The organism is Amycolatopsis sp. NPDC089917 (assembly GCF_040684635.1).
Classification (GTDB): Bacteria; Actinomycetota; Actinomycetes; order Mycobacteriales; family Pseudonocardiaceae; genus Amycolatopsis.
On the sequence record NZ_JBFBGL010000039.1, the window covers coordinates 1 to 18,131 of the forward strand.

Here is an 18,131-nt window from a genome sequence, read left to right on the forward strand (position 1 = left end):
CCGGACTGCGAAGACCCCGACAAGCTGCTGATCTCCGCGAAGCTCAACGCCGCCTGGTGGGCCGCCGACGACCTCTACGCCGACGCCGACGCCTCACTGCCGCTTCACCCATCTCAGCCGTCGAGGATTTCCGCCGGTGTGGCGAAGCGGTACCCCAGCGCCCGCAACGAGTTCACCAGATCCCGCAGACCGCCCTCGCCGAGGAACGGGTGGTAGAAGAAGCTGGCGACGTTGTCCCGGACGACGAGCGAGCTCTGGGCGTCGGCGAGCATGTCGACGGCGGTGCGGGACGCGTGCTGGTTGAACGCGACGGGCGCCACGTTGCCGATGTTCTCGGGGACGACGTTCGCGCCGTAGACGTCGCGCACCGGGTACGGGAAGAACTGGCCGTACACCTGTTCCGCCGTCGCGGTGGCCGTCGATCCGCAGCGGCCGCCGGGACAGAAGCCCGCGTAGTAACTCCCGCGGTCGTAGCGGGCCTGGAAGAGTTCGGTGGTCCGCTGGTAGTCCAGGGCGGAACCGCCGTAGTGCGGAAACTCGAACATCGTCGGCTCCGGGAGGCCCACCCGCCGGAATTCCCCGAGCCCGGTCGCGACGCGTTCGTCGAACCATCGCGCCGAGTCCTCGGGCATCGGCCCTTCCATGCGCACCGCGCCCGCGCCGTCGACACTGGCCTTGTAGAACTCGAAGTCGCTCGCGCTCACCCCGTCGTAGGGGTTCGGGCCGTTGTCGCTCTGGTGGCTGTAGCCGTGCATGACCAGGGTCGCGCCCGCCTGGACGGCGTCCTTGAGCACGTCGACCAGTTCCGGCGAGTCCACCAGCCGCGCGGACGTCGGGTTGCCGTCGTTCGCCCGGCCCCGCGGATCCGAGTAGTACGGGTAGACCGCGAGGGAGAACGGGATCTTCTCGCGGATGAGGAAATCCGTGACCCGGCGGAGTTCGTCCGGCTTCGTCCGCGGGCCGACGTCTTCGAGCCGGATCAGCGCGCGGTGCCGGTTCGGCGCCTGCGGCGACAGGACACCCAGCAGGATGTCGGCCGCCGCGAGGTAGCGGTCCTGCGCTTCGGCGTACGCGTAAGGGACTTCGGCCACGTACGTCAACTGTCCTGAATGGACCGCCCAGGGTGACGGCGTGCCGCCCGGAGCGCTCGCTTCGGCCAGGATCTGGACCTTCGTCGAGTCGCGGACGTCGATCGCGACGACCCCGGTGCCCGAACGGGGATCACGGCGCAGGGGAGTGCCCTTGTAGGTGACGGTGGTGGGGTTGTCGCCGCGGTAGCCCTCCGCGCGCCAGCCGGGGAGGGCGCGCAACTGCCAGATGTTGGCTCCGATCCAGACCACAGGGATCCGGGCAGTCGTGACGTCGTCGAGAAACGCCTTCGGCAACGCCGCGTCGGAGACCGAGCCGAGGTACACGACGGCCTGGAAGTCGTTCGCCTGCCGGGGCCGGTAGTCGGCGGCCGGCCGCATCGTCCATGCGGTGCCTCGGGAAACGAGGTTCGCGGTGTACATCGCGTACGCCTCGGCCGTCCGGATCTCTTCGGGCGCGGAGACCGTCCCGTCCTTCTTGCGCCCGTCGTCGTAGAGCACAAGGGTCTTCCGGTCCGGGTCGCCGCCGGGACCCGGCATGCCCGCCTTCGCCGCTTCGGGAAGGCGGCCGGCGAGCGGCACCGGCGTGGCGGGCGGTGACGCCGTGACCGGCTCCGTCTTGGTGACCTGGACGAGCACGACCACGGCGACGGTGACGGCGACGACCGCGACGACGGCGAGCCGGAACCAAGCGGGCAAGCGGAAGCGCTGCCCGCCCTTGTCCTTCGTCATCGGGTCAGACCTCGGCCGGTTCGTTCGCTGAAGCGGGCCGGAACGGGGCGGGCAGCTCGGGGGCCAGGCCCAGCAGATGCGCGAGCGCCTGCTCGGTCCGTTCGGCGGCGGCGCCGTCGCCGAACGGGTTGCCGCTGCTCATCATCCGCCTGCGCGCCGCCGGATCGTTCAGCAGTTCCTTCGCGGTCGAGACGATCTTGTCGCGGTCGGTGCCGACGAGCAGGGCGCATCCGGCGTTCACGGCCTCCATGCGCTCGGTGACGTCACGGAGCACCAGGACCGGGACGCCGAAAGTCGGGGCCTCTTCCTGGATGCCGCCGGAATCGGAGAGCACGAGCGTGCTGGCGGCCAGCGTCGCGGCGAGTTCGGGATAGGGCAGCGGACCGGTGATCAGCGCCCCCGGTGTGCCGGCCAGTTCTTCACGGACCAGGCTCCGCACCTTCGGGTTCGGATGCGCGGGGAGCACCACCCGCAGTTCCGGATCGGCGGCCATCAGCTCGGTCACCGCGCGCAGGACCCGGCGCATCGGCTCGCCCCAGGATTCGCGGCGGTGGAGGGTGACCAGCATCAGCTTGACCGCGCCGCGGGTCGCGTTTTCGAGCAGGGTCGCCAATTCCGGATCGTGCACCGTGGTGGATTTGTCCGTCACCGTGAGAATCGCGTCGACGACGGTGTTCCCCGCGACGAGCACGTTCTTGCCGGGAACCCCCTCGGCGCGCAGGTTCGCGGCGGCGTCGGGCGTCGGGGCCAGGTGGAGCGCGGCCGCCTGGCTCACCAGTTTCCGGTTGAGTTCCTCGGGGAACGGCGCGCCCAGGTCGAACGAGCGGAGGCCCGCTTCGAGATGCACGACGGGGACGCGGCGCCAGAACGCGGCGAGCGCCCCGGCCAAGGTGGTCGTCGTGTCGCCCTGGACGACCACGGCGGCGGGCGGCCGCCGGTCGGCCACTTCTTCGAGGCCCGTGAGAAGGCCGGAAAGGAGTTCCGGTTGGGAACCCGTTCGCCTGTCCAGCGTCAGGTTTTCATCCGCCGTCAAGCCGAAGGTCGCCAAGGCCTGGCCGACCATTTCCGGATGCTGTCCCGTGGCGATGAGCACGGGCCGCAGGCGGCCTTCGGAAGCCAATGCCCTGGCCACCGGAGCCAGTTTCACGGCTTCCGGGCGGGTTCCCGCCACCAGCCAGATTTCGGGCATGACGTCGGTCTCGTTCTGTGCGTTACGCACCTGGTCCTTCTTCCGGGTTCGCGCTGAGGTACGGCGTGAATTCGTCGTTGAAGTCACGAAAGAGTGGTAGGTGAGGCGAGGATCACTGATTGATGGTCACCTTTACGGGGGATCGTCGCCCGCGAACGTTAACACAGACGGGGTACTGTACCCACCCGAAAGGCTGAATATCGCTTCCATGGGTGACCTCGTACTCACGGTATGAAAACTGTGAGTAGATGTTTGTGGCGCCCCCTGCCCGAAGGAAAGACATGTCGATGGTGCCGGTGGGCCCGGTCAAGGTTTCCGCGCTCGGAATCGGCGCGACGATGGCGGGCGCGACGGTGAGCACCGTGCTCGCGATGGTGATCGGGACGGTCGCCTTGCTGCTCATGGCGCGTTCGCTGCACCTTCGCCTGAAGGACTGAACCACCCGCTCATGGCCACTCCCGCTTTCGCCGCCACCATGATGCTGTTGCTTCTGTGGTGGCCGGCGCACAACATCCTGCTCGCGGCTTTCGCGTGGCGCACCGGTCGCCCGCGCCGGTCGGCGGCCGCGCGCGGCGAGGGGCTGGAGTTCTGGATCGTCATCCCGGCGCTCAACGAGGAACGTGTGGTCGGCAACACCGTCCGCAACGCGCTTTCGCTTGGCACGGAACGGAATCCGGTACGCGTCCTGGTCATCGACGACGGCTCGGACGACGGCACGCCCGACGTCCTGCGCGAGGTGACGGACCCGCGCCTGCACGTCCTGCGCCGTGATCTCCCGCAGGCCCGGCAGGGCAAGGGCGAGGCGTTGAACGCCGGCTATCGCTACATCCTCCGGCTGTGCGAAGCCGAGGGCAGCGTGTCGAAGACGATCGTCGGCATCATCGACGGGGACGGCCGGGGCAGCCCGGGCATGCTGCGCGAAGTGGCCGACGTGTTCGGCGACCGCGGCGTCGGCGCCGTGCAATGCCGGGTGCGTATTCACAATCGACGCAGCGTGCTCGCTTTGTTGCAGGATTTGGAGTTCGGCGCGGTCGCCGACGCGTCGCAAAGCCTGCGCGATCTGGCGGGCAGTGTCGGAATGGGCGGAAACGGGCAATTCTCGAGACTCGGCGTGCTGCGCCGGTTCGATCCGGCCCCCTGGTCGGACTGTCTCGTCGAGGATCTCGAACTCGGGCTGAGATTACACGTCGCAGGTATCCGGATGCGTTATGTGAAATCGGCCTGGGTGACGCAGCAGGGTCTCGTCGATCTGCGCCGGTTGTTGCGGCAACGCACTCGATGGGCACAGGGAAATTTGCAATGCGCAAGGCATTTGCGAAAACTGCTGGCGTCACGGCACGTGGGCAGTATCGGCCTTTTGGACTTCCTCGCCTATCTCGTGACGCCTTGGCTGACGGTGCCGTTGTCCTTGGTGGTCTCGCTGTTGTTCGTGGGCACACTCGTCGCTTCCTGGTCGGGCGTCACGCTCGGCGGGCTGATCGCGCCGCCGTCGGCGTTGCCGGGCGCGGCCCTGATCGGCGTCGTCGTCCTGCTGGTACCCGGTCTGGTGTGGGCCGTCGTGCACCGGCTGCGGCTCGGTGAGGAACCGCTTCGCCGCTGTCTGCTCGCGGGCCTTCTCTATCCGGCATTCCTGGTGCTCGGCGTGATCGCGACCTGGCGGGCCCTGTTCCGCGTGCTCGCCCGCCGCAACAGCTGGACCAAGACCGAACGGCTGAGTGAGGACGAGGCCGTCCCTGTCGGGGGCGCCTGAGAAAGTGTCGGTATGACTGTCGACGCGATGATCGAAGACCTCAGGACGCTCGTCGAGATCGAGTCGCCGTCGGGTGACATCGAAGCTCTGACGACGTCGGCCCGGGCGCTGGCCGCCATCCTCGAAAACCGCCTCGGCGGAACGGCGACCCTGGTGGAGAGCGCGGCGGGGCCGCACGTCCGATGGTCCGGCGGTGGTGAGCCGCGCGTGCTGATCCTGGGGCACCACGACACCGTGTTCCCGATCGGCACGCTGGCCCGCCGTCCGTTCGCGGTGACCGGCGGCCGCGTGACCGGCCCCGGGGTGTTCGACATGCTCGGCGGGCTGGTGCAGGCGATCCACGGCCTGGCGGCGCTCGGCGACCTGACCGGGGTCGAGATCCTGGTGACGGCCGATGAGGAGACGGGCTCGCACGAATCCCGCGCGCTCATCGAGGATCGCGCCCGCGCGTGCGGCACGGTGCTCGTGTTCGAAGGCGCGGCCGACGGCGGCGGCCTCAAGATCGGCCGCAAGGGATGCGGCACCTTCGAGGTCGTCATCACCGGCAGGGCGTCGCACGCCGGTCTCGAACCGGAGGCCGGCGTGAACGCGCTGACCGAAGCCGCGCATCAGGTGCTGGACATCGTCGCGCTCGGTAGGCCCGAAATCGGGACGACCGTCACCCCGGCCGTCGCTTCGGCGGGAACGGCGAGCAACGTCGTGCCCGCCTCCGCGACCGTCGTGGTCGACGTCCGGGTCGAGTCCGCCGAGGAGAAGGAGCGCGTCGACGCCGGATTCGCCGCGCTCACCCCGCGTCTCGCCGGGGCGGAAGTCGAGGTTCGAGGCGGGATCCACCGGCCGCCGATGCCCGAGTCGGCCGCCGCGGACCTCTTCGCCGTCGCGGAACGGCTGCTGCCCGGAGTCGCCGGTGTGGCCGTCGGCGGCGGGAGCGACGGCAACCTCACGGCCGCGATCGGCGTCCCGACCCTCGACGGGCTGGGCGCTGTCGGGGGAGGCGCGCACGCGGATCACGAGTACCTGCTGGTGGAGTCGATGGTGGAGCGGGCGGATCTGGTCACCGGGCTGGTGACGGCGATCCGGGACTCCCGCGGTTAGCCGGCTGATCAGTCCGCGGCGCTGATCTGCGTTCGAGCTTGGTCGGCGCGATGTTTGTTGCCGTAGCTGTCGAAGAGCGTCGCTGCTTCCCGCCAGCACGCGATGGCCTCCGCGGGTTTGCCCATTTCGCGAAGAGAGGCGGCCATCGTGTCCAACGGGTTCGCGATGGAGAGAGGAGCGCGAATCGCCCTGGCTTGTGCGATGGCGGCGCGGCAAAGTTCGATGGTCCTGTCGTGGTCGCCGAGCCCCTGGTGAAGCTGGGCGATGGCGTTCATCGAACCGACCTCACCGAGGTGGTCGCCGACTTGACGACGCAGGGTGAGCCCGCGTTCGCAGTGCTCGAAGGCCTGTCGAAAGTGTCGCAGGGCACCGTACGCGCGTCCGATGTTGCCTTCGATGACGGCTTCCATCCGTTCGCCTTTTCGAACCCAGCGCAACGCTTCGAAAAGGTGATCGAGGGCTTGTTCGTATTGTCCTCGTTCGCTGCAAAGCCAGCCGAAGCCATTGAAGACGGCCGACAGTCTGCTCTTGTCTTCCAGTGTTCGTGTCAGCGGCAAGGCGTTGTCAAGCTCGGCCAAGGCCTCATCCCAGCGTCTCAGCATCGTGAAGGCCTCCGCGCGTCCGACGAGGAAGTATGTTTCGGCGAGCTTGTCCTGTGACCTTCGCGCGGCTCGCAACCCTGTGCCACCGACGTCGAGCCAGTCGCTGAGGTTGCCGAGGAGAATGAGAAAGCGACAGTTGTGCGCCAGGGAGACGCTGTGCGGGTATCTCCCGGAGTTCGCGGCGAACCGCAGAACGGCAAGGCAATTGAAACCCTCCGCCATGAGCCAGGCCATCGCTCCTTGTTGATCGTCGAACGGTGGCGGCGGTGACGGTGCCGTGGCGTGCAGCGGAAGCCTCGTGTGAGCCGGGAAGACAAGTGCGTCGCAGGCATGGGCCGTGCGCACGTACCAGTCGAGAAGTGCCTCCAGGGCGAGGTCGCGTGTTTCGAAGCTGTCGTGGAGATCGGCCTGTTCGGCCGCATAGGCGCGAAGCAGGTCATGGAAGCGATAGCGATGGGCGGCCACCTGTTCGATCAAGTGTGTCGCCGCGAGAGCTTTGAGGAGTCTGCGAGCGTCCTTCAGTTCAAGGCCGCCGAGAGCCGCGGCGGCGTGCTGACTCAGGTCGGGACCCGGATGAAGCCCCAGTCTTCGGAATATCTTCGCCTGTTCCGTGGTGAGCCGCTGATAGGAGGAATCGAATACCGCGCGGATGGCGGCGCGCTCGTCCCCTGAGCTGCTCAAGGCGTCGAGTAGCTCGCCGTCTTCGGTCAGTTCGCCGATGACGTCCGCGACCTTGACGCGTTCGTCGATGGTCAAGCGGCTTGCGGCGATCCGCAGGGCCAAGGGCAGCCGGGCACAGAGCCTGATCAATTCGGCGACGGCGAGGGGTTCTTTCGCGGCCCGATCCGGTCCGATGATCCCGGTCACCAGTTCCCTCGCCTCGCCTGAGCTGAGGAGATCCAGGGTGATGCGGGTGGCCGACTCGGTGACGACCAAGCCGGTGAGGCTGTCCCGGCTGGTCACGATAGCCATGCAGCCGGCCGTGGCAGGCAGGAGAGGTCGTACCTGGTCCGCGCGGTTGGCGTTGTCGAGCAAAATCAAGATCCGGCGGCCCGCCAGCAAGGAACGGTACAAGCCGGCCCGAGCCTCGACGTCTTGCGGCATGCGGCTGGGAGGCGTGCCCAACGCACGGAGAAAGCCGTCCAGGACCTCGCTCGGGGTCGAGGGTTCGCCAGGGCCGTAGCCTCGCAGGTTGACATACAGGGTCCCGTCGGGGAAACGGTGCTGGACCCGATGCGCCCAATGGACCGCCAAGGTGGTCTTCCCGATCCCGGCTGCCCCGTCCAGGGCCGAGATCACCACGGCGTCCAAGCCGCTCGCGGGTCCGTTGCCGGAGAGCAACGCGTCGAGGGCGGTCAGTTGGTCAGCTCGGCCGGTGAAGTCCCGAACGGCCAGCGGCAGCTGTCGTGGCACCACGGCCTGAGCGGGATCGGAGAGGTCAGAACCTCGGGGGGCTGCTCCGTGCGAGTGGGGCTGACCTGCCATGCGTCCAGTCTGGTCGTGGGATGGAGGTGGCAATAGCACGAGCCGGTACCGCCACTCCGATGGAGCACCTCGTTTGTTCACTGCCGCACACTTTCTGCCGGCGGGGTCGGGTTTGCGTGCGGAGCCGGAGGTCGATCGTGAAAGCGCCAGTTCTTGCCCGATTTCGGGCAAGAACTGGCGCTTCGGGGGTCCGATGTGCAAGATGGGTCCAGTGGAGGACGCGGACATCGTCGAGCAGGTGGCCTTGTCGACGGGTCTGTCGACGGCCATCGCCGCCCGTGTCGTCGAAGACGTCCTGGCGTTCTACCGGCAGCCGGTCGAGCAGTACGTCCGGTCCCGGCACGCCCGGTTGCAGGCAGAGGGCAGGAAGAACCCCGAGATCTTCCCGCTCGTCGCCGCGGAACTGAGCCGCCGTCTCGTCGCGCCTCCCGACCTGTCCGAGCGGCAACTGCGCCGCATCGTCTACGGCTGACGGAACGCCCGGTCTTCGCGTACCCCGTCCGTTTTCTTTGTGAGGTTGACTCGTCATGTGCGGAATCGTCGGTTACATCGGCGGCCAGAACGCCGCCCCGATCCTGATCGAAGGGCTGACGCGGCTGGAGTACCGCGGCTACGACTCGGCCGGGATCTCCGTCCTTGGCGGTAAAGGCGCCCAGGTGCACCGGATCGTCGGGCGGGTGCGGAACCTGACCGCGGCCCTGCCCAAGCGGCTCGCGGGCAAGGTCGGCATCGGGCACACGAGGTGGGCGACGCACGGTCCGGCGACCGAGGCGAACGCCCATCCGCACGTCTCCGAGGACGGCCGGATCTCCGTGGTGCACAACGGGATCATCGACAACGCCGACGCCCTGCGCGAGCAGCTCGCCCAGGCCGGGGTGACGCTGACTTCCGAGACCGACACCGAGGTGCTCGCCCACCTCATCGCACGGTCGGGCGCGAAGACCCTCGAAGACGCCGTCGTCGAAGCCGTTTCCCGGGTCACCGGGACCTACGCCATCGCGGTCACCGACACCGAGCGCCCCGACCGCGTCGTCGTCGCGCGCAACGGTTCGCCGCTGATCATCGGCGTCGGCGACCGGGAGATGTTCGTCGCCAGCGACCTGTCCGCGCTGGTCCGGCACACCTCGCAGGTGGTGCACCTCGACGACGGCGAGTTCGCCAGCGTCTCCGCCACGGGCTACCGCACCTTCACCGTCGACGAGAGCGACACCGGCAAGGCCGCGACCGCGATCGACATCAAGGCCGACGACCTCGACCTCGGCGGTCACCAGCACTACATGTACAAGGAGATCCAGGAGCAGCCGGAATGCCTGGAGCGCATGATCCGGGGCCGTCTCGACGACCGGTTCGGAGTGTCCCGTTTGGACGGTCTGAACCTGACTCCCCGTGACCTGCGCGGTTTCGCGAGGGTGAAGATCCTCGGCTGTGGCTCGGCGTACTACGCGGGGCAGATCGGCGCGACCATGATCGAGGACCTGGCGCGGGTCCCGGCCGACGCGGAGGCCGCGTCCGAGTTCCGCTACCGCAACCCCATCATCGAGGCGGACACGCTCTACATCGCGGTCAGCCAGTCCGGCGAGACCGCGGACACCGCGTTCGCCGTCGAAGAGGTCAAGCGCAAGGGCGGCCGGGTGGTCGGCCTCGTCAACGTCGTCGGTTCGACGATCGCGCGGGCCTGCGACGGTGGCCTGTACCTGCACGCCGGTCCGGAGATCGCCGTCGCGTCGACCAAGGCGCTCACCAACATGGCCGTCGGCTTCGCGATGATCGCGCTGGCGCTGGGCCGCGTCCGCGATCTGTCCAATGCGGACGGACAGCGGATCGTCGCGGCGCTGCGGGCCCTGCCCGCGCAGGTCGCCTCCATCGTCGAGGCGGAGTCCCAGATCGCCGAGCACGCCAAGATCTGCGCGGACGCGCGAAGCCTGTTCTTCATCGGCCGGGTCCGGGGCTTCCCGGTGGCGAGGGAAGGCGCGCAGAAGTTCAAGGAGATCTCGTACCGCCACGCGGAGGCGTACCAGACCTCGGAGCTCAAGCACGGCCCGCTCGCGCTGATCGACGAGGAACTGCCGACGGTCGCGATCGTGCCGTCCGACGACCTCGCCGACCGCAACCTCGCCGCGATGCAGCAGATCAAGGCACGCAAGGGTCAGGTACTGGCGATCACCCACGACGACGTGGACTTCGGCGATCTCGACGTGCCGCGGTTCGTGGTCCCGCGTTCGGAGCCGGAGCTCGACCCGATCCTGCTCACGATCCCGTTGCAGCTCCTGGCCTACCACGCCGCGCTGATCCTCGGGCACGACATCGACAAGCCCCGGAACCTCGCGAAGTCCGTCACCGTGGAGTGACCCTGATCTTCGGAGATCAGGTATTTCCCTGATGTTCCCGACGTCCGGCGCGGACATCATGTGTGACATGAAACGAACTATTGTCACAGCAGTTGTCGCCGTCGCGGCGGCCCTCACCCCGGTGACGGCCGCCGCGGCGTCCGGCCTCGGAAAGCCCGATCCCGCCGCGTTGGCGGCGGCGATCGCGGGCCTGCCCGACAAGGAGACGACGGGCGCGCTGGTCCGGGTCACCGGCGACTCGGGTTCGTGGTCGGGCACCTCCGGGGTGTCCGACGTCGGCACGCACGCCCCCGTGCGGCCGGACGGGTTCTTCCGGATCGGCAGTACCACCAAGGTCTACACCGCGGTCATGGTGCTGCAGCTGGCGCAGGAACACCGGATCGACCTCGAACAGCCGGTCCAGCGGTATCTGCCCGGGGTGCTCCCGGCGGACTATCCGCCGGTGCCGGTGCGCACCCTGCTCGACCACACCTCCGGGCTGCCGTCGGTGGACATCCCGGGTCTCTACGATCCCGAGTGGATCCTCGCGCACCGCTACGAGCACTGGAGCCCGCGCCAGGTCGTGGACACCGCGCTGCGCCACCCGATCGACTTCCGGCCCGGCACGGCGCAGAAGTACACGAACACCGCGTACGTCACGGCGGGGATGCTCGTCGAGAAGGTGACCGGACAGTCCTACGGGCGCAACCTGCGTGATCGCATCACCGTCCCGCTCGGCCTCTGGCGCACCTACTACCCGGAGGACGACCCGCGCCTGCCGAACCCGGCCGCACGCGGTTACCTCGACGTGGACGGGAAACTGGTCGACGTCACCGAGATGAACCAGTCCATTCCCGGCGCCGCCGGCGCGATCGTCTCCACGGCCGGGGACCTCGACAAGTTCATCACCGGCCTTTTCCGGGGACGGCTGCTCGGCCCGGCCGTGATGCCGCGGCTGTTCGCCGTGCCCCAGGTGCCCATGTTCGACGGCAGTGGTCCGGCGAACTACAGCCAGGGCCTGATGAAGCTGAAGCTGAACGGGATCACCGTCTGGGGGAAGACCGGCAGCCGGTACGGCTACGCGAGCGGGATCTTCGCCACCCGGGACCTGTCCAGGGTCGTGGCGTACTCGGTCAACCCGACGGTGAAGTCGCCGGACGGCCAGCCGCTCATCGTGAAGAAGATCGCGGACGCCGCGAGCAGGAGCCTGCCGAAGATCTAACGGGGGCTGCTGCTGTGTCCGGCCCGATGTCCGTGAAGGCCTCCTTGAGGGACCCAGAGTCCCTCAAGGAGGCCTTCATGGACTTGCCATTCACTCGGTACCGCCACCCTTGGGCTCTCAGTCCAGGAGGCGCCACAGGTGGTCGGTGGTCCCGTTGTCGTCGAACTGGACGACGATCGCCGAATCCGCGGTGGACATCAGATCGACGCCGAGAACCTTGCCGGAGTTGAGATTCTGCAACCGGAACCACCCGTCCCCGTTGTCCAGGAACCGCCACAGGTGATCCGCCGTGCCGTTGTCGTCGAACTGCACGACGCGCGCCGAGTTCGCGGTGGACATCAGGTCGACGCCGAGGACCTTGCCCGAGTTGCGGTTCTTGACGCGGAACCAGCCGTCACCGTTGTCCAGCAGCCGCCACAGGTGGTCCGCGGTCCCGTTGTCGTGGAACTGGACGACCTGCGCGGAGTCCGCGGTGGACATCCGGTCGACGCCCAGGAGTTTGCCGGAGTTGCGGTTCTCGATCCTGGTCCAGCCGGACCGCCAGGGCCGGGAGCCGCCGGTCCGCGGGAACGACGTCACCCGCAGCCGCGCGGCGCCCATCGGGATCAGGGTGACGCGCTGGACCGGGGTGGTCACGGCGACCGGGCCGTCGGCCAGTTCGTCGATCACGTCCTGCTCGCTCGCCTGCCAGCCGTCGACGCGCTGGGCGTCGGTGGTCAGCCGGACCGGGCTGTTCGCCAGGGTGAACGGGTCCAGCGGGTTCCCACCGGTCGTGACGACGGTGAACGCGGCCTGCGGCACCAGACCGTAGTTCCACGCCGAGCCCGGCCTGACCTCGTGGACCGGCCATTGCTCGTCGCCCGCGACCCGGCTCCAGTTCTCCTGGATCGCCAGGGAGTACGTCAGCGGTCCGCGGTCGACCGAGACGGAGTTGTGGTTGCGTGCCCAGGTCCGCGTGCGCGTGGTCATCGGCAGGCGCAGGGTGACGCGGTCGCCGGTGCGCCAGACCCGGCGGACGGTTTCGTAGCGGGGACCGCCGCTCACCGCGATCGCTCCGCCGTTGACCGACAGCGCCGGAGCCGGGCACCAGCCGGGAATCCGTACCTGGAAAGGGAATTCCGCCGGCTTCGGCAGCGAGAAGGTGAACGTGATGGTGTCCGAGAACGGGTACGCGGTCGCCTGGGTGACGGTCACCGAAGTGCCGTCCGCGACCTTCGCGGTCACCGTGGACGCGCCGTACAGCATCGCGCAGAGCCCGCCGTCCGCCGTGGCCTGCCACATCTCTTCGACGTAGTACGGCCAGCCCATCCCGTAGTTGTGCGGGCAGCAGCGGTAGTTGTCGATCCCCGGCTTGTACGCCTGCATGGCGAAGTCGTTGTCGAACTGGCTCAACGATTTCGCCTGCCTGTCGAGCTGGATCGCGTTCGCCGACGTCACGTAGTGGATGCTCCGCCCGGCCGGGTCCAGCGCGGCCGGAAGCAGATTGAAGGCGAGTTCCTCGACGCGGTCGGCCCAGACGGGATCGCCGGTGGCCCTGGCGAGGATCTCGTGGCTCATCATGTACTCGACGATCCCGCAGGTTTCGAAGCCCTGCCTCGGATCGTCGTAGCCGGGCCGGACGTTCTCGTCGCCGGCGAAGCCGCCGCCGGGGAACTGTCCGTAGCGGCCCTGGATCCGGTCGTAGTTCGCGTAGGCGCTCGCGCGGTGCGCGGGATCGCCGGAGAGGACCCAGAACTGGCCCGGCTCGCGGAAGCCCTGGGTGATGTTGACGTTGTGCCCGGTCGGCAGGTTGTCCACCCAGTTCGCCGAGTGCCGGTGGATGGTGCGGACCAGGTCCAGCAGGAACGCTTCGCCGGTGCGGTTGTAGAGCCAGTAGACGACGTCGATCGTGTCGGCCCAGCGGGTGTGCCCCCAGCCGTCGACGTACACGGACGTCGGTTGTGCCGCCATGAACCGGAAGTACCGGCTGAGGAACGGGACGACACGAGTGTCCTTTGTGTACTCCTCGTGCGACCGCAGCGCGTGCAGCATCGGCATGTGCGGCCACAGGTCCGCGTGGCCGGATTGCCGGGTGCGCAGTTCGGACGGTCCGAAGAAACCGTCCGGGGCCTGGGTGGCGAGGACGGCGTCGATCCAGCGGCGCGTGTCGGCGAGGACGCGGGCGTCGCCGGTGACGTAACCGAGGTCGCCGTACCCGCGCAGCCAGTACGGCACCTCCTCCCAGCCTTGCAGCGCGGGGCGTGTCCAGCCGGTGTTGTCGAACGCGAGGTAGTGCGACACCTCCTGGTAGCGGCCGTTGAGCCCGTCGAGCTGCTTGCGGAGCTGGGTGGCCAGCCAGCCGTCGGCCTTCGCCGAGCCGGGCGGGAGCCGCAGCAGGGGAGCGGGCAGCAGCGGTGCGCGGTTGGCGACGTACGGCGAGGCGGCGGTCGCGGCTTCGGCAGCCTGTGTCGCCTGGGCTCCGATACCGGCGGCCAGACCGGTCGCGACGGTGGCTTTGAGGAAGTTGCGGCGGGGGACTGACATGGGGTTTCCCCTTTCCTGACCCGGTCCGTCCAGATTTACATCGTTGATACAACGTTGTAAATCCGCCGTTCGCCGGATGGCGGTCCGGAGTGGCCGAACGGGCAGGACCGGCGGCGGTTCGGGCAGGTTCGGGGGAAAGTCCGCCGCCGTGTTGTGTCCTCAGTGGACAGAGCGGCGGAAGCGGCTCCGGATTCCCGCGAGTTCCGTTGTCGGACCGGAGAGTAAGCAACTATTGTCGCCATGACCGCTCATCCGCCAGGGCAGGAGGTGACCGTTGTACGCCGAGGAGCGGCAGCGTGCCATTCTCAAGCAGGCCCGGCAGAACGGCCGTGTCGACGTGGCGACGCTCGCGGCGGCTTTCGAGATCACCAGTGAGACCGTCCGCCGGGACCTGACGGCCCTGGAGCGCAGCGGTGTGGTGCGCCGGGTGCACGGTGGCGCGATCCCGGTGGAACGGCTGGGCGTCGAGCCCGGGCTCGACGCCCGCGACGTGGTGATGACCGCCGAAAAGGACCGCATCGCCCTGGCCGCGCTGGAGCAGGTCCCCGCCGAGGGCGCGATCCTGTTGGACGCGGGCACCACCGTGGGGCGGCTCGCGCACCTCATCCCCGCCGATCGGGAACTGACCGTGGTCACCCCTTCGCTGCCCAACGCGTTCGCGCTCGCCAACCGGCCCGGCATCACGGTGATGCTGGTCGGCGGACGGCTTCGCGGGCACACCATGGCCTCGGTCGACAGCTGGGCGCTCAACGCCCTCAAGGACACCTACGTCGACGTCGCCTTCATCGGCGCCAACGGCCTTTCCGTCGAGCGCGGGCTCACCACCCCGGACACCGCCGAGGCGATGGTGAAGCGCGCCGCCATCGCGTCCGCGCGGCGCTCGGTGCTGCTGGCCGATCACACCAAGATCGGTAACGACCACTTCGCCCGTTTCGGTGAACTCGACGACGTCGACACCCTGATCACCGACACCGGCATCGATGCCAGGACGGCCGACGAGATCACCCGGACCGGCGTCAAGGTGATCGCCGTTTGAGGCGTACGGGCGAGCGGCTCGCCGGATACCTGATGACCGCGCCGTTCTACGTGCTGTTCGGCGTTTTCGGTCTCTTCCCGCTGCTCTACACCGCGTGGGTGGCGCTGCACCATTGGCATCTGGTCAACGGTGACACCGGGTTCGCCGGGCTCGGCAACTTCGCCGTCCTGCTCCAGGACCCGCATTTCTACAACGCGCTCTTCAACACGGTCAGCATCTTCGTCCTGTCGACCGTCCCGCAGCTGCTGGCCGCGCTCGGGCTCGCCGCCCTGCTCGACCGGCCGTTGCGCGCGCGGACGCTGTGGCGGGCCAGCGTGCTGCTGCCCAACGTCGTCTCGGTGGTCGCGGTGGCGCTGGTGTTCAGCCAGCTCTTCGCCGAGGACTACGGCATCGTCAACTGGGCGCTGGGCCTGGTCGGCCTCGACCCGGTGGACTGGCGATCGGACCGGTTTGCCTCGCACGTCGCCGTGAGCGTGATGGTGATGTGGCGCTGGACCGGCTACAACGCGCTGCTCTACCTGGCGGCGATGCAGTCCGTGCCCCAGGAGCGCTACGACGCCGCCATGCTCGACGGCGCCTCGCGCTGGCGGACCTTCCGGTCGATCACCGTGCCCGCGATCCGGCCGACGATCGCCTTCACCGTCGTCGTCTCGACGATCGGCGGGCTGCAGCTGTTCGCCGAACCGCAGCTGTTCGACGACTCCGGCACCGCCGGGACCGGTGGCGCCGACCGGCAGTTCCAGACGCTGGCCATGTACTTGTACGAGAAGGGGTTCGGCGAGTTCGACGCCGGATACGCGGCGGCCATCGCGTGGCTGCTCTTCCTGATCTCCGCCGGATTCGCGCTGGTCAACTTCTCGCTCGTGCGGCGGATCCGGGGAGGTGAGTGAGGCGTGGCGGCCAGGCAACGAGCCGGATTCGTCGTCTACGGGCTGCTGCTCGCCGTCGGCGTCGCGTCGATCTTCCCGCTGTACTGGTCGTTCGTGGTGTCCTCCAAGGACAATTCCGCCCTCGGCGAGACCACCCCGCCACTGCTGCCCGGCGGCAATCTGGTCGAGAACGTGGGCAGGGTCTTCGACACCGTCGACTTCTGGCTGGCGATGCAGAACTCGCTGATCGTCGCCGGCACGGTGACCGTGTCGAACGTGCTGCTCTCCAGCATGGCCGGATTCGCCTTCGCGCGGCTGCGGTTCCCTGGTCGGGACACGCTCTTCCTGGTCGTCATCGGCACCGCCATGGTGCCCGCGCAGCTCGGGGTCATCCCGCTGTACCTGGTGGTCGGCGAACTCGGCTGGTACGGGCGGCTGGAGGCGGTGATCGTGCCGGGACTGGTCGGCGCGTTCAGCGTGTTCTGGATGCGGCAGGCGTGCGAGGAGGCGATCCCCGGCGAACTGCTCGACGCCGGCCGCGTCGACGGCTGTTCGGCGCCGCGCCTGTTCTGGAACGTCGCCCTGCCCGCCATCCGTCCGCAGGCAGCCGTGCTCGGGATGCTGACGTTCATGACCGCGTGGAACGACTTCTTCTGGCCGCTGATCGTGCTCGACCCCAACGCGCACCCGACCGTCCAGGTGGCGTTGTCGCGGCTGGCCAGCGGCTACTTCACCGACTACTCGCTGATGCTGACCGCGGCCACGATCGGCGTGCTGCCCGTCGTCGTCCTGTTCATCCTCCTGGCCAGGAAGGTCGTCGACGGCGTCATGCGGGGCGCGCTAAGGGGTTAGCCCGTTGCGCGCCACCACGTCCGCGTAGAACCGGGCGCTGTCCTTGAGCACCCGCTCCTGGGTCTCGAAGTCGACGTGCACGAGACCGAACCGCTGCGTGTACCCCATGGCCCACTCGAAGTTGTCCAGCAGCGACCAGGCCATGTACCCGCGGATGTCGGCGCCCCGTTCGATCGCGTCGTGCACGGCGGCGAGGTGCTCGGCGAAGTAGCGCACGCGGTCCGCGTCGCGCACCCGGCCGTCGACGACCTCGTCCACGAACGCGGCGCCGTTCTCGGCGATCACGAGCGGCAGGCCGGGGCAGTGCCCGTGCAGCCACACCAGCAGGTCGGTGAACGACTCCGGCCGCTGCTCCCAGCCGAGCGAGGTCAGATCGCCGCGCGGCGGCGTGACGTCCATCCCGCGCAGGCCGGGCAGCGGGCAGTTGCTGTCGGCCTCGGGATCGTCGAGCGGGACGGCGCGGGCAGGCGCGTAGTAGTTGACGCCCAGCACGTCCAGCGGCTGCGCGATGAGGTCCAGGTCGCCGTCGGCGATCGCCGGTTCGAGGGCGCCGAGATGCGCCAGATCCGCCAGCAGTTCGGACGGGTAGCCGCGGCCGAGCAGCGGGTCGAGGAAGAACCGGTTGTGCAGGAAGTCGAACTTCCGTGCGGCTTCGCGGTGCGCGGCGTCGTCCACATCGGTCAGCACCGGGGCGAAGTTGAGCACGATGGACACTTCCTGCTCACCGCCGCCCGCGCGCAACGCCTGCGCGGCCTGACCGTGCGCGAGCAGGAGGTGGTGCCCGGCGACCACCGCCGCGCCTTCGTCCTGGAGCCCCGGCGCGTGGTCGCCGTTGCCGTAGCCGATGAAGGCGGCGCAGAACGGCTCGTTGATCGTGGTCCACTGCCGGACGCGATCGCCGAGTGCTTGGTGGACGGTCGCCGCGTAGTCGGCGAACAGGCCCGCGAGATCGCGATTCGGCCAGCCGCCTTCCTGCTGCAGCGCCTCTGGGAGATCCCAGTGGTAGAGCGTGACCATCGGGGTGATCCCGTGCTCCAGCAACGTGTCGACAAGGCGATCGTAGAAGGCGAGCCCGCGCGGTTCGATCGTGCGGCCGTCCGGCATGACCCGCGACCACGCCACCGAGAAGCGGTAGTACGGCACGCCGAGTTCGCTCAGCAGGCCGACGTCCTCGCGATAACGGCGGTAGTGGTCGCAGGCCGGGTCGCCGGTGGCGCCGTCGAGCACCGTGCCGGGGCGCGCGGTGAAAGTGTCCCAAATGGACGGTCCGCGCCCGTCCGCCGTCGTCGAGCCTTCGATCTGGTACGCCGCCGTGGCCGTGCCCCAGCGGAACCCTGCCGGAAAACCGCGTGTCACGCCGT

14 protein-coding genes are annotated in these 18,131 nt (G+C 68.7%); 9 read left to right on the forward strand and 5 right to left on the reverse strand.

Translation table 11 applies throughout. The annotated features are described in order from the left end of the window. Nucleotides 1-113: 113 nt before the first annotated feature. Nucleotides 114-1,820, reverse strand: coding sequence for a DUF2334 domain-containing protein (locus AB0N89_RS26240; RefSeq protein WP_364209109.1), 1,707 nt, complete (start codon nt 1,818-1,820; stop codon nt 114-116). 4 nt (nt 1,821-1,824) lie between these two features. Next, nucleotides 1,825-3,039 carry a UDP-N-acetylglucosamine 2-epimerase (non-hydrolyzing) gene (gene wecB, locus AB0N89_RS26245; protein ID WP_364209112.1) on the reverse strand — a complete coding sequence of 405 codons (1,215 nt, stop codon included), beginning with the start codon at nt 3,037-3,039 and terminating at the stop codon, nt 1,825-1,827. Between the two features lie 251 nt (nt 3,040-3,290). Here wecB and AB0N89_RS26250 point away from each other — a divergent pair, with 251 nt between their 5' ends. From AB0N89_RS26250 to AB0N89_RS26260, 3 genes are read left to right on the forward strand one after another with little or no spacing between them, the layout of a single operon-like run. Further along, nucleotides 3,291-3,446, forward strand: a complete 156-nt coding sequence (locus tag AB0N89_RS26250; protein ID WP_005156722.1) for a hypothetical protein — start codon at nt 3,291-3,293, stop codon at nt 3,444-3,446. Between the two features lie 11 nt (nt 3,447-3,457). Further along, nucleotides 3,458-4,759 (forward strand): glycosyltransferase family 2 protein, encoded by a 1,302-nt coding sequence (locus AB0N89_RS26255; RefSeq protein ID WP_364209115.1) that lies wholly within the window; start codon nt 3,458-3,460, stop codon nt 4,757-4,759. A gap of 12 nt (nt 4,760-4,771) precedes the next feature. Next, nucleotides 4,772-5,854, forward strand: a complete 1,083-nt coding sequence (locus AB0N89_RS26260; protein ID WP_364209118.1) for a M20 family metallopeptidase — start codon at nt 4,772-4,774, stop codon at nt 5,852-5,854. An 8-nt stretch (nt 5,855-5,862) separates the two neighbouring features. Here the strand turns inward: AB0N89_RS26260 and AB0N89_RS26265 are convergent, their stop codons facing one another. Then, on the reverse strand, nt 5,863-7,941 hold the full coding sequence (locus AB0N89_RS26265; protein WP_364209121.1) for a tetratricopeptide repeat protein: 2,079 nt from the start codon (nt 7,939-7,941) through the stop codon (nt 5,863-5,865). Between the two features lie 193 nt (nt 7,942-8,134). On the opposite strand from AB0N89_RS26265, the gene AB0N89_RS26270 reads away from it, so the two are divergent. The 3 genes from AB0N89_RS26270 (at nt 8,135) to AB0N89_RS26280 (ending at nt 11,490) form a co-directional block, all read left to right on the forward strand. Continuing rightward, nucleotides 8,135-8,413 (forward strand): hypothetical protein, encoded by a 279-nt coding sequence (locus AB0N89_RS26270; RefSeq protein ID WP_364209124.1) that lies wholly within the window; start codon nt 8,135-8,137, stop codon nt 8,411-8,413. A 55-nt stretch (nt 8,414-8,468) separates the two neighbouring features. Continuing rightward, a complete protein-coding gene (glmS, locus tag AB0N89_RS26275) occupies nt 8,469-10,289 on the forward strand; it encodes a glutamine--fructose-6-phosphate transaminase (isomerizing) (RefSeq protein WP_364209127.1) in 1,821 nt (606 codons plus the stop codon). 67 nt (nt 10,290-10,356) lie between these two features. Next, nucleotides 10,357-11,490 carry a serine hydrolase domain-containing protein gene (locus tag AB0N89_RS26280; protein ID WP_364209130.1) on the forward strand — a complete coding sequence of 378 codons (1,134 nt, stop codon included), beginning with the start codon at nt 10,357-10,359 and terminating at the stop codon, nt 11,488-11,490. Nucleotides 11,491-11,607: 117 nt separating this feature from the next. On the opposite strand, the gene AB0N89_RS26285 is transcribed toward AB0N89_RS26280, so the two are convergent. Then, a complete protein-coding gene (locus tag AB0N89_RS26285) occupies nt 11,608-14,013 on the reverse strand; it encodes a beta-L-arabinofuranosidase domain-containing protein (protein WP_364209133.1) in 2,406 nt (801 codons plus the stop codon). A gap of 274 nt (nt 14,014-14,287) precedes the next feature. Here AB0N89_RS26285 and AB0N89_RS26290 point away from each other — a divergent pair, with 274 nt between their 5' ends. The 3 genes from AB0N89_RS26290 to AB0N89_RS26300 are packed head-to-tail and all read left to right on the forward strand — an operon-like array spanning nt 14,288 to nt 16,770. Further along, the gene (locus AB0N89_RS26290; protein ID WP_364209136.1) at nt 14,288-15,049 is read left to right on the forward strand and encodes a DeoR/GlpR family DNA-binding transcription regulator; all 762 of its coding nucleotides are present in this window, start codon (nt 14,288-14,290) and stop codon (nt 15,047-15,049) included. Continuing rightward, the gene (locus tag AB0N89_RS26295) at nt 15,046-15,939 is read left to right on the forward strand and encodes a sugar ABC transporter permease (RefSeq protein WP_364209139.1); all 894 of its coding nucleotides are present in this window, start codon (nt 15,046-15,048) and stop codon (nt 15,937-15,939) included. Before AB0N89_RS26290 ends, AB0N89_RS26295 begins: the two co-directional genes overlap by 4 nt. Nucleotides 15,940-15,942: 3 nt before the next feature. After that, nucleotides 15,943-16,770, forward strand: a complete 828-nt coding sequence (locus AB0N89_RS26300) for a carbohydrate ABC transporter permease (RefSeq protein ID WP_364209142.1) — start codon at nt 15,943-15,945, stop codon at nt 16,768-16,770. Here the strand turns inward: AB0N89_RS26300 and AB0N89_RS26305 are convergent. Further along, entirely contained in the window at nt 16,759-18,126 is a 1,368-nt protein-coding gene (locus AB0N89_RS26305) for a GH1 family beta-glucosidase (RefSeq protein ID WP_364209146.1), read from the reverse strand. The genes AB0N89_RS26300 and AB0N89_RS26305 overlap by 12 nt on opposite strands. Between the last annotated feature and the right edge of the window lie 5 nt (nt 18,127-18,131).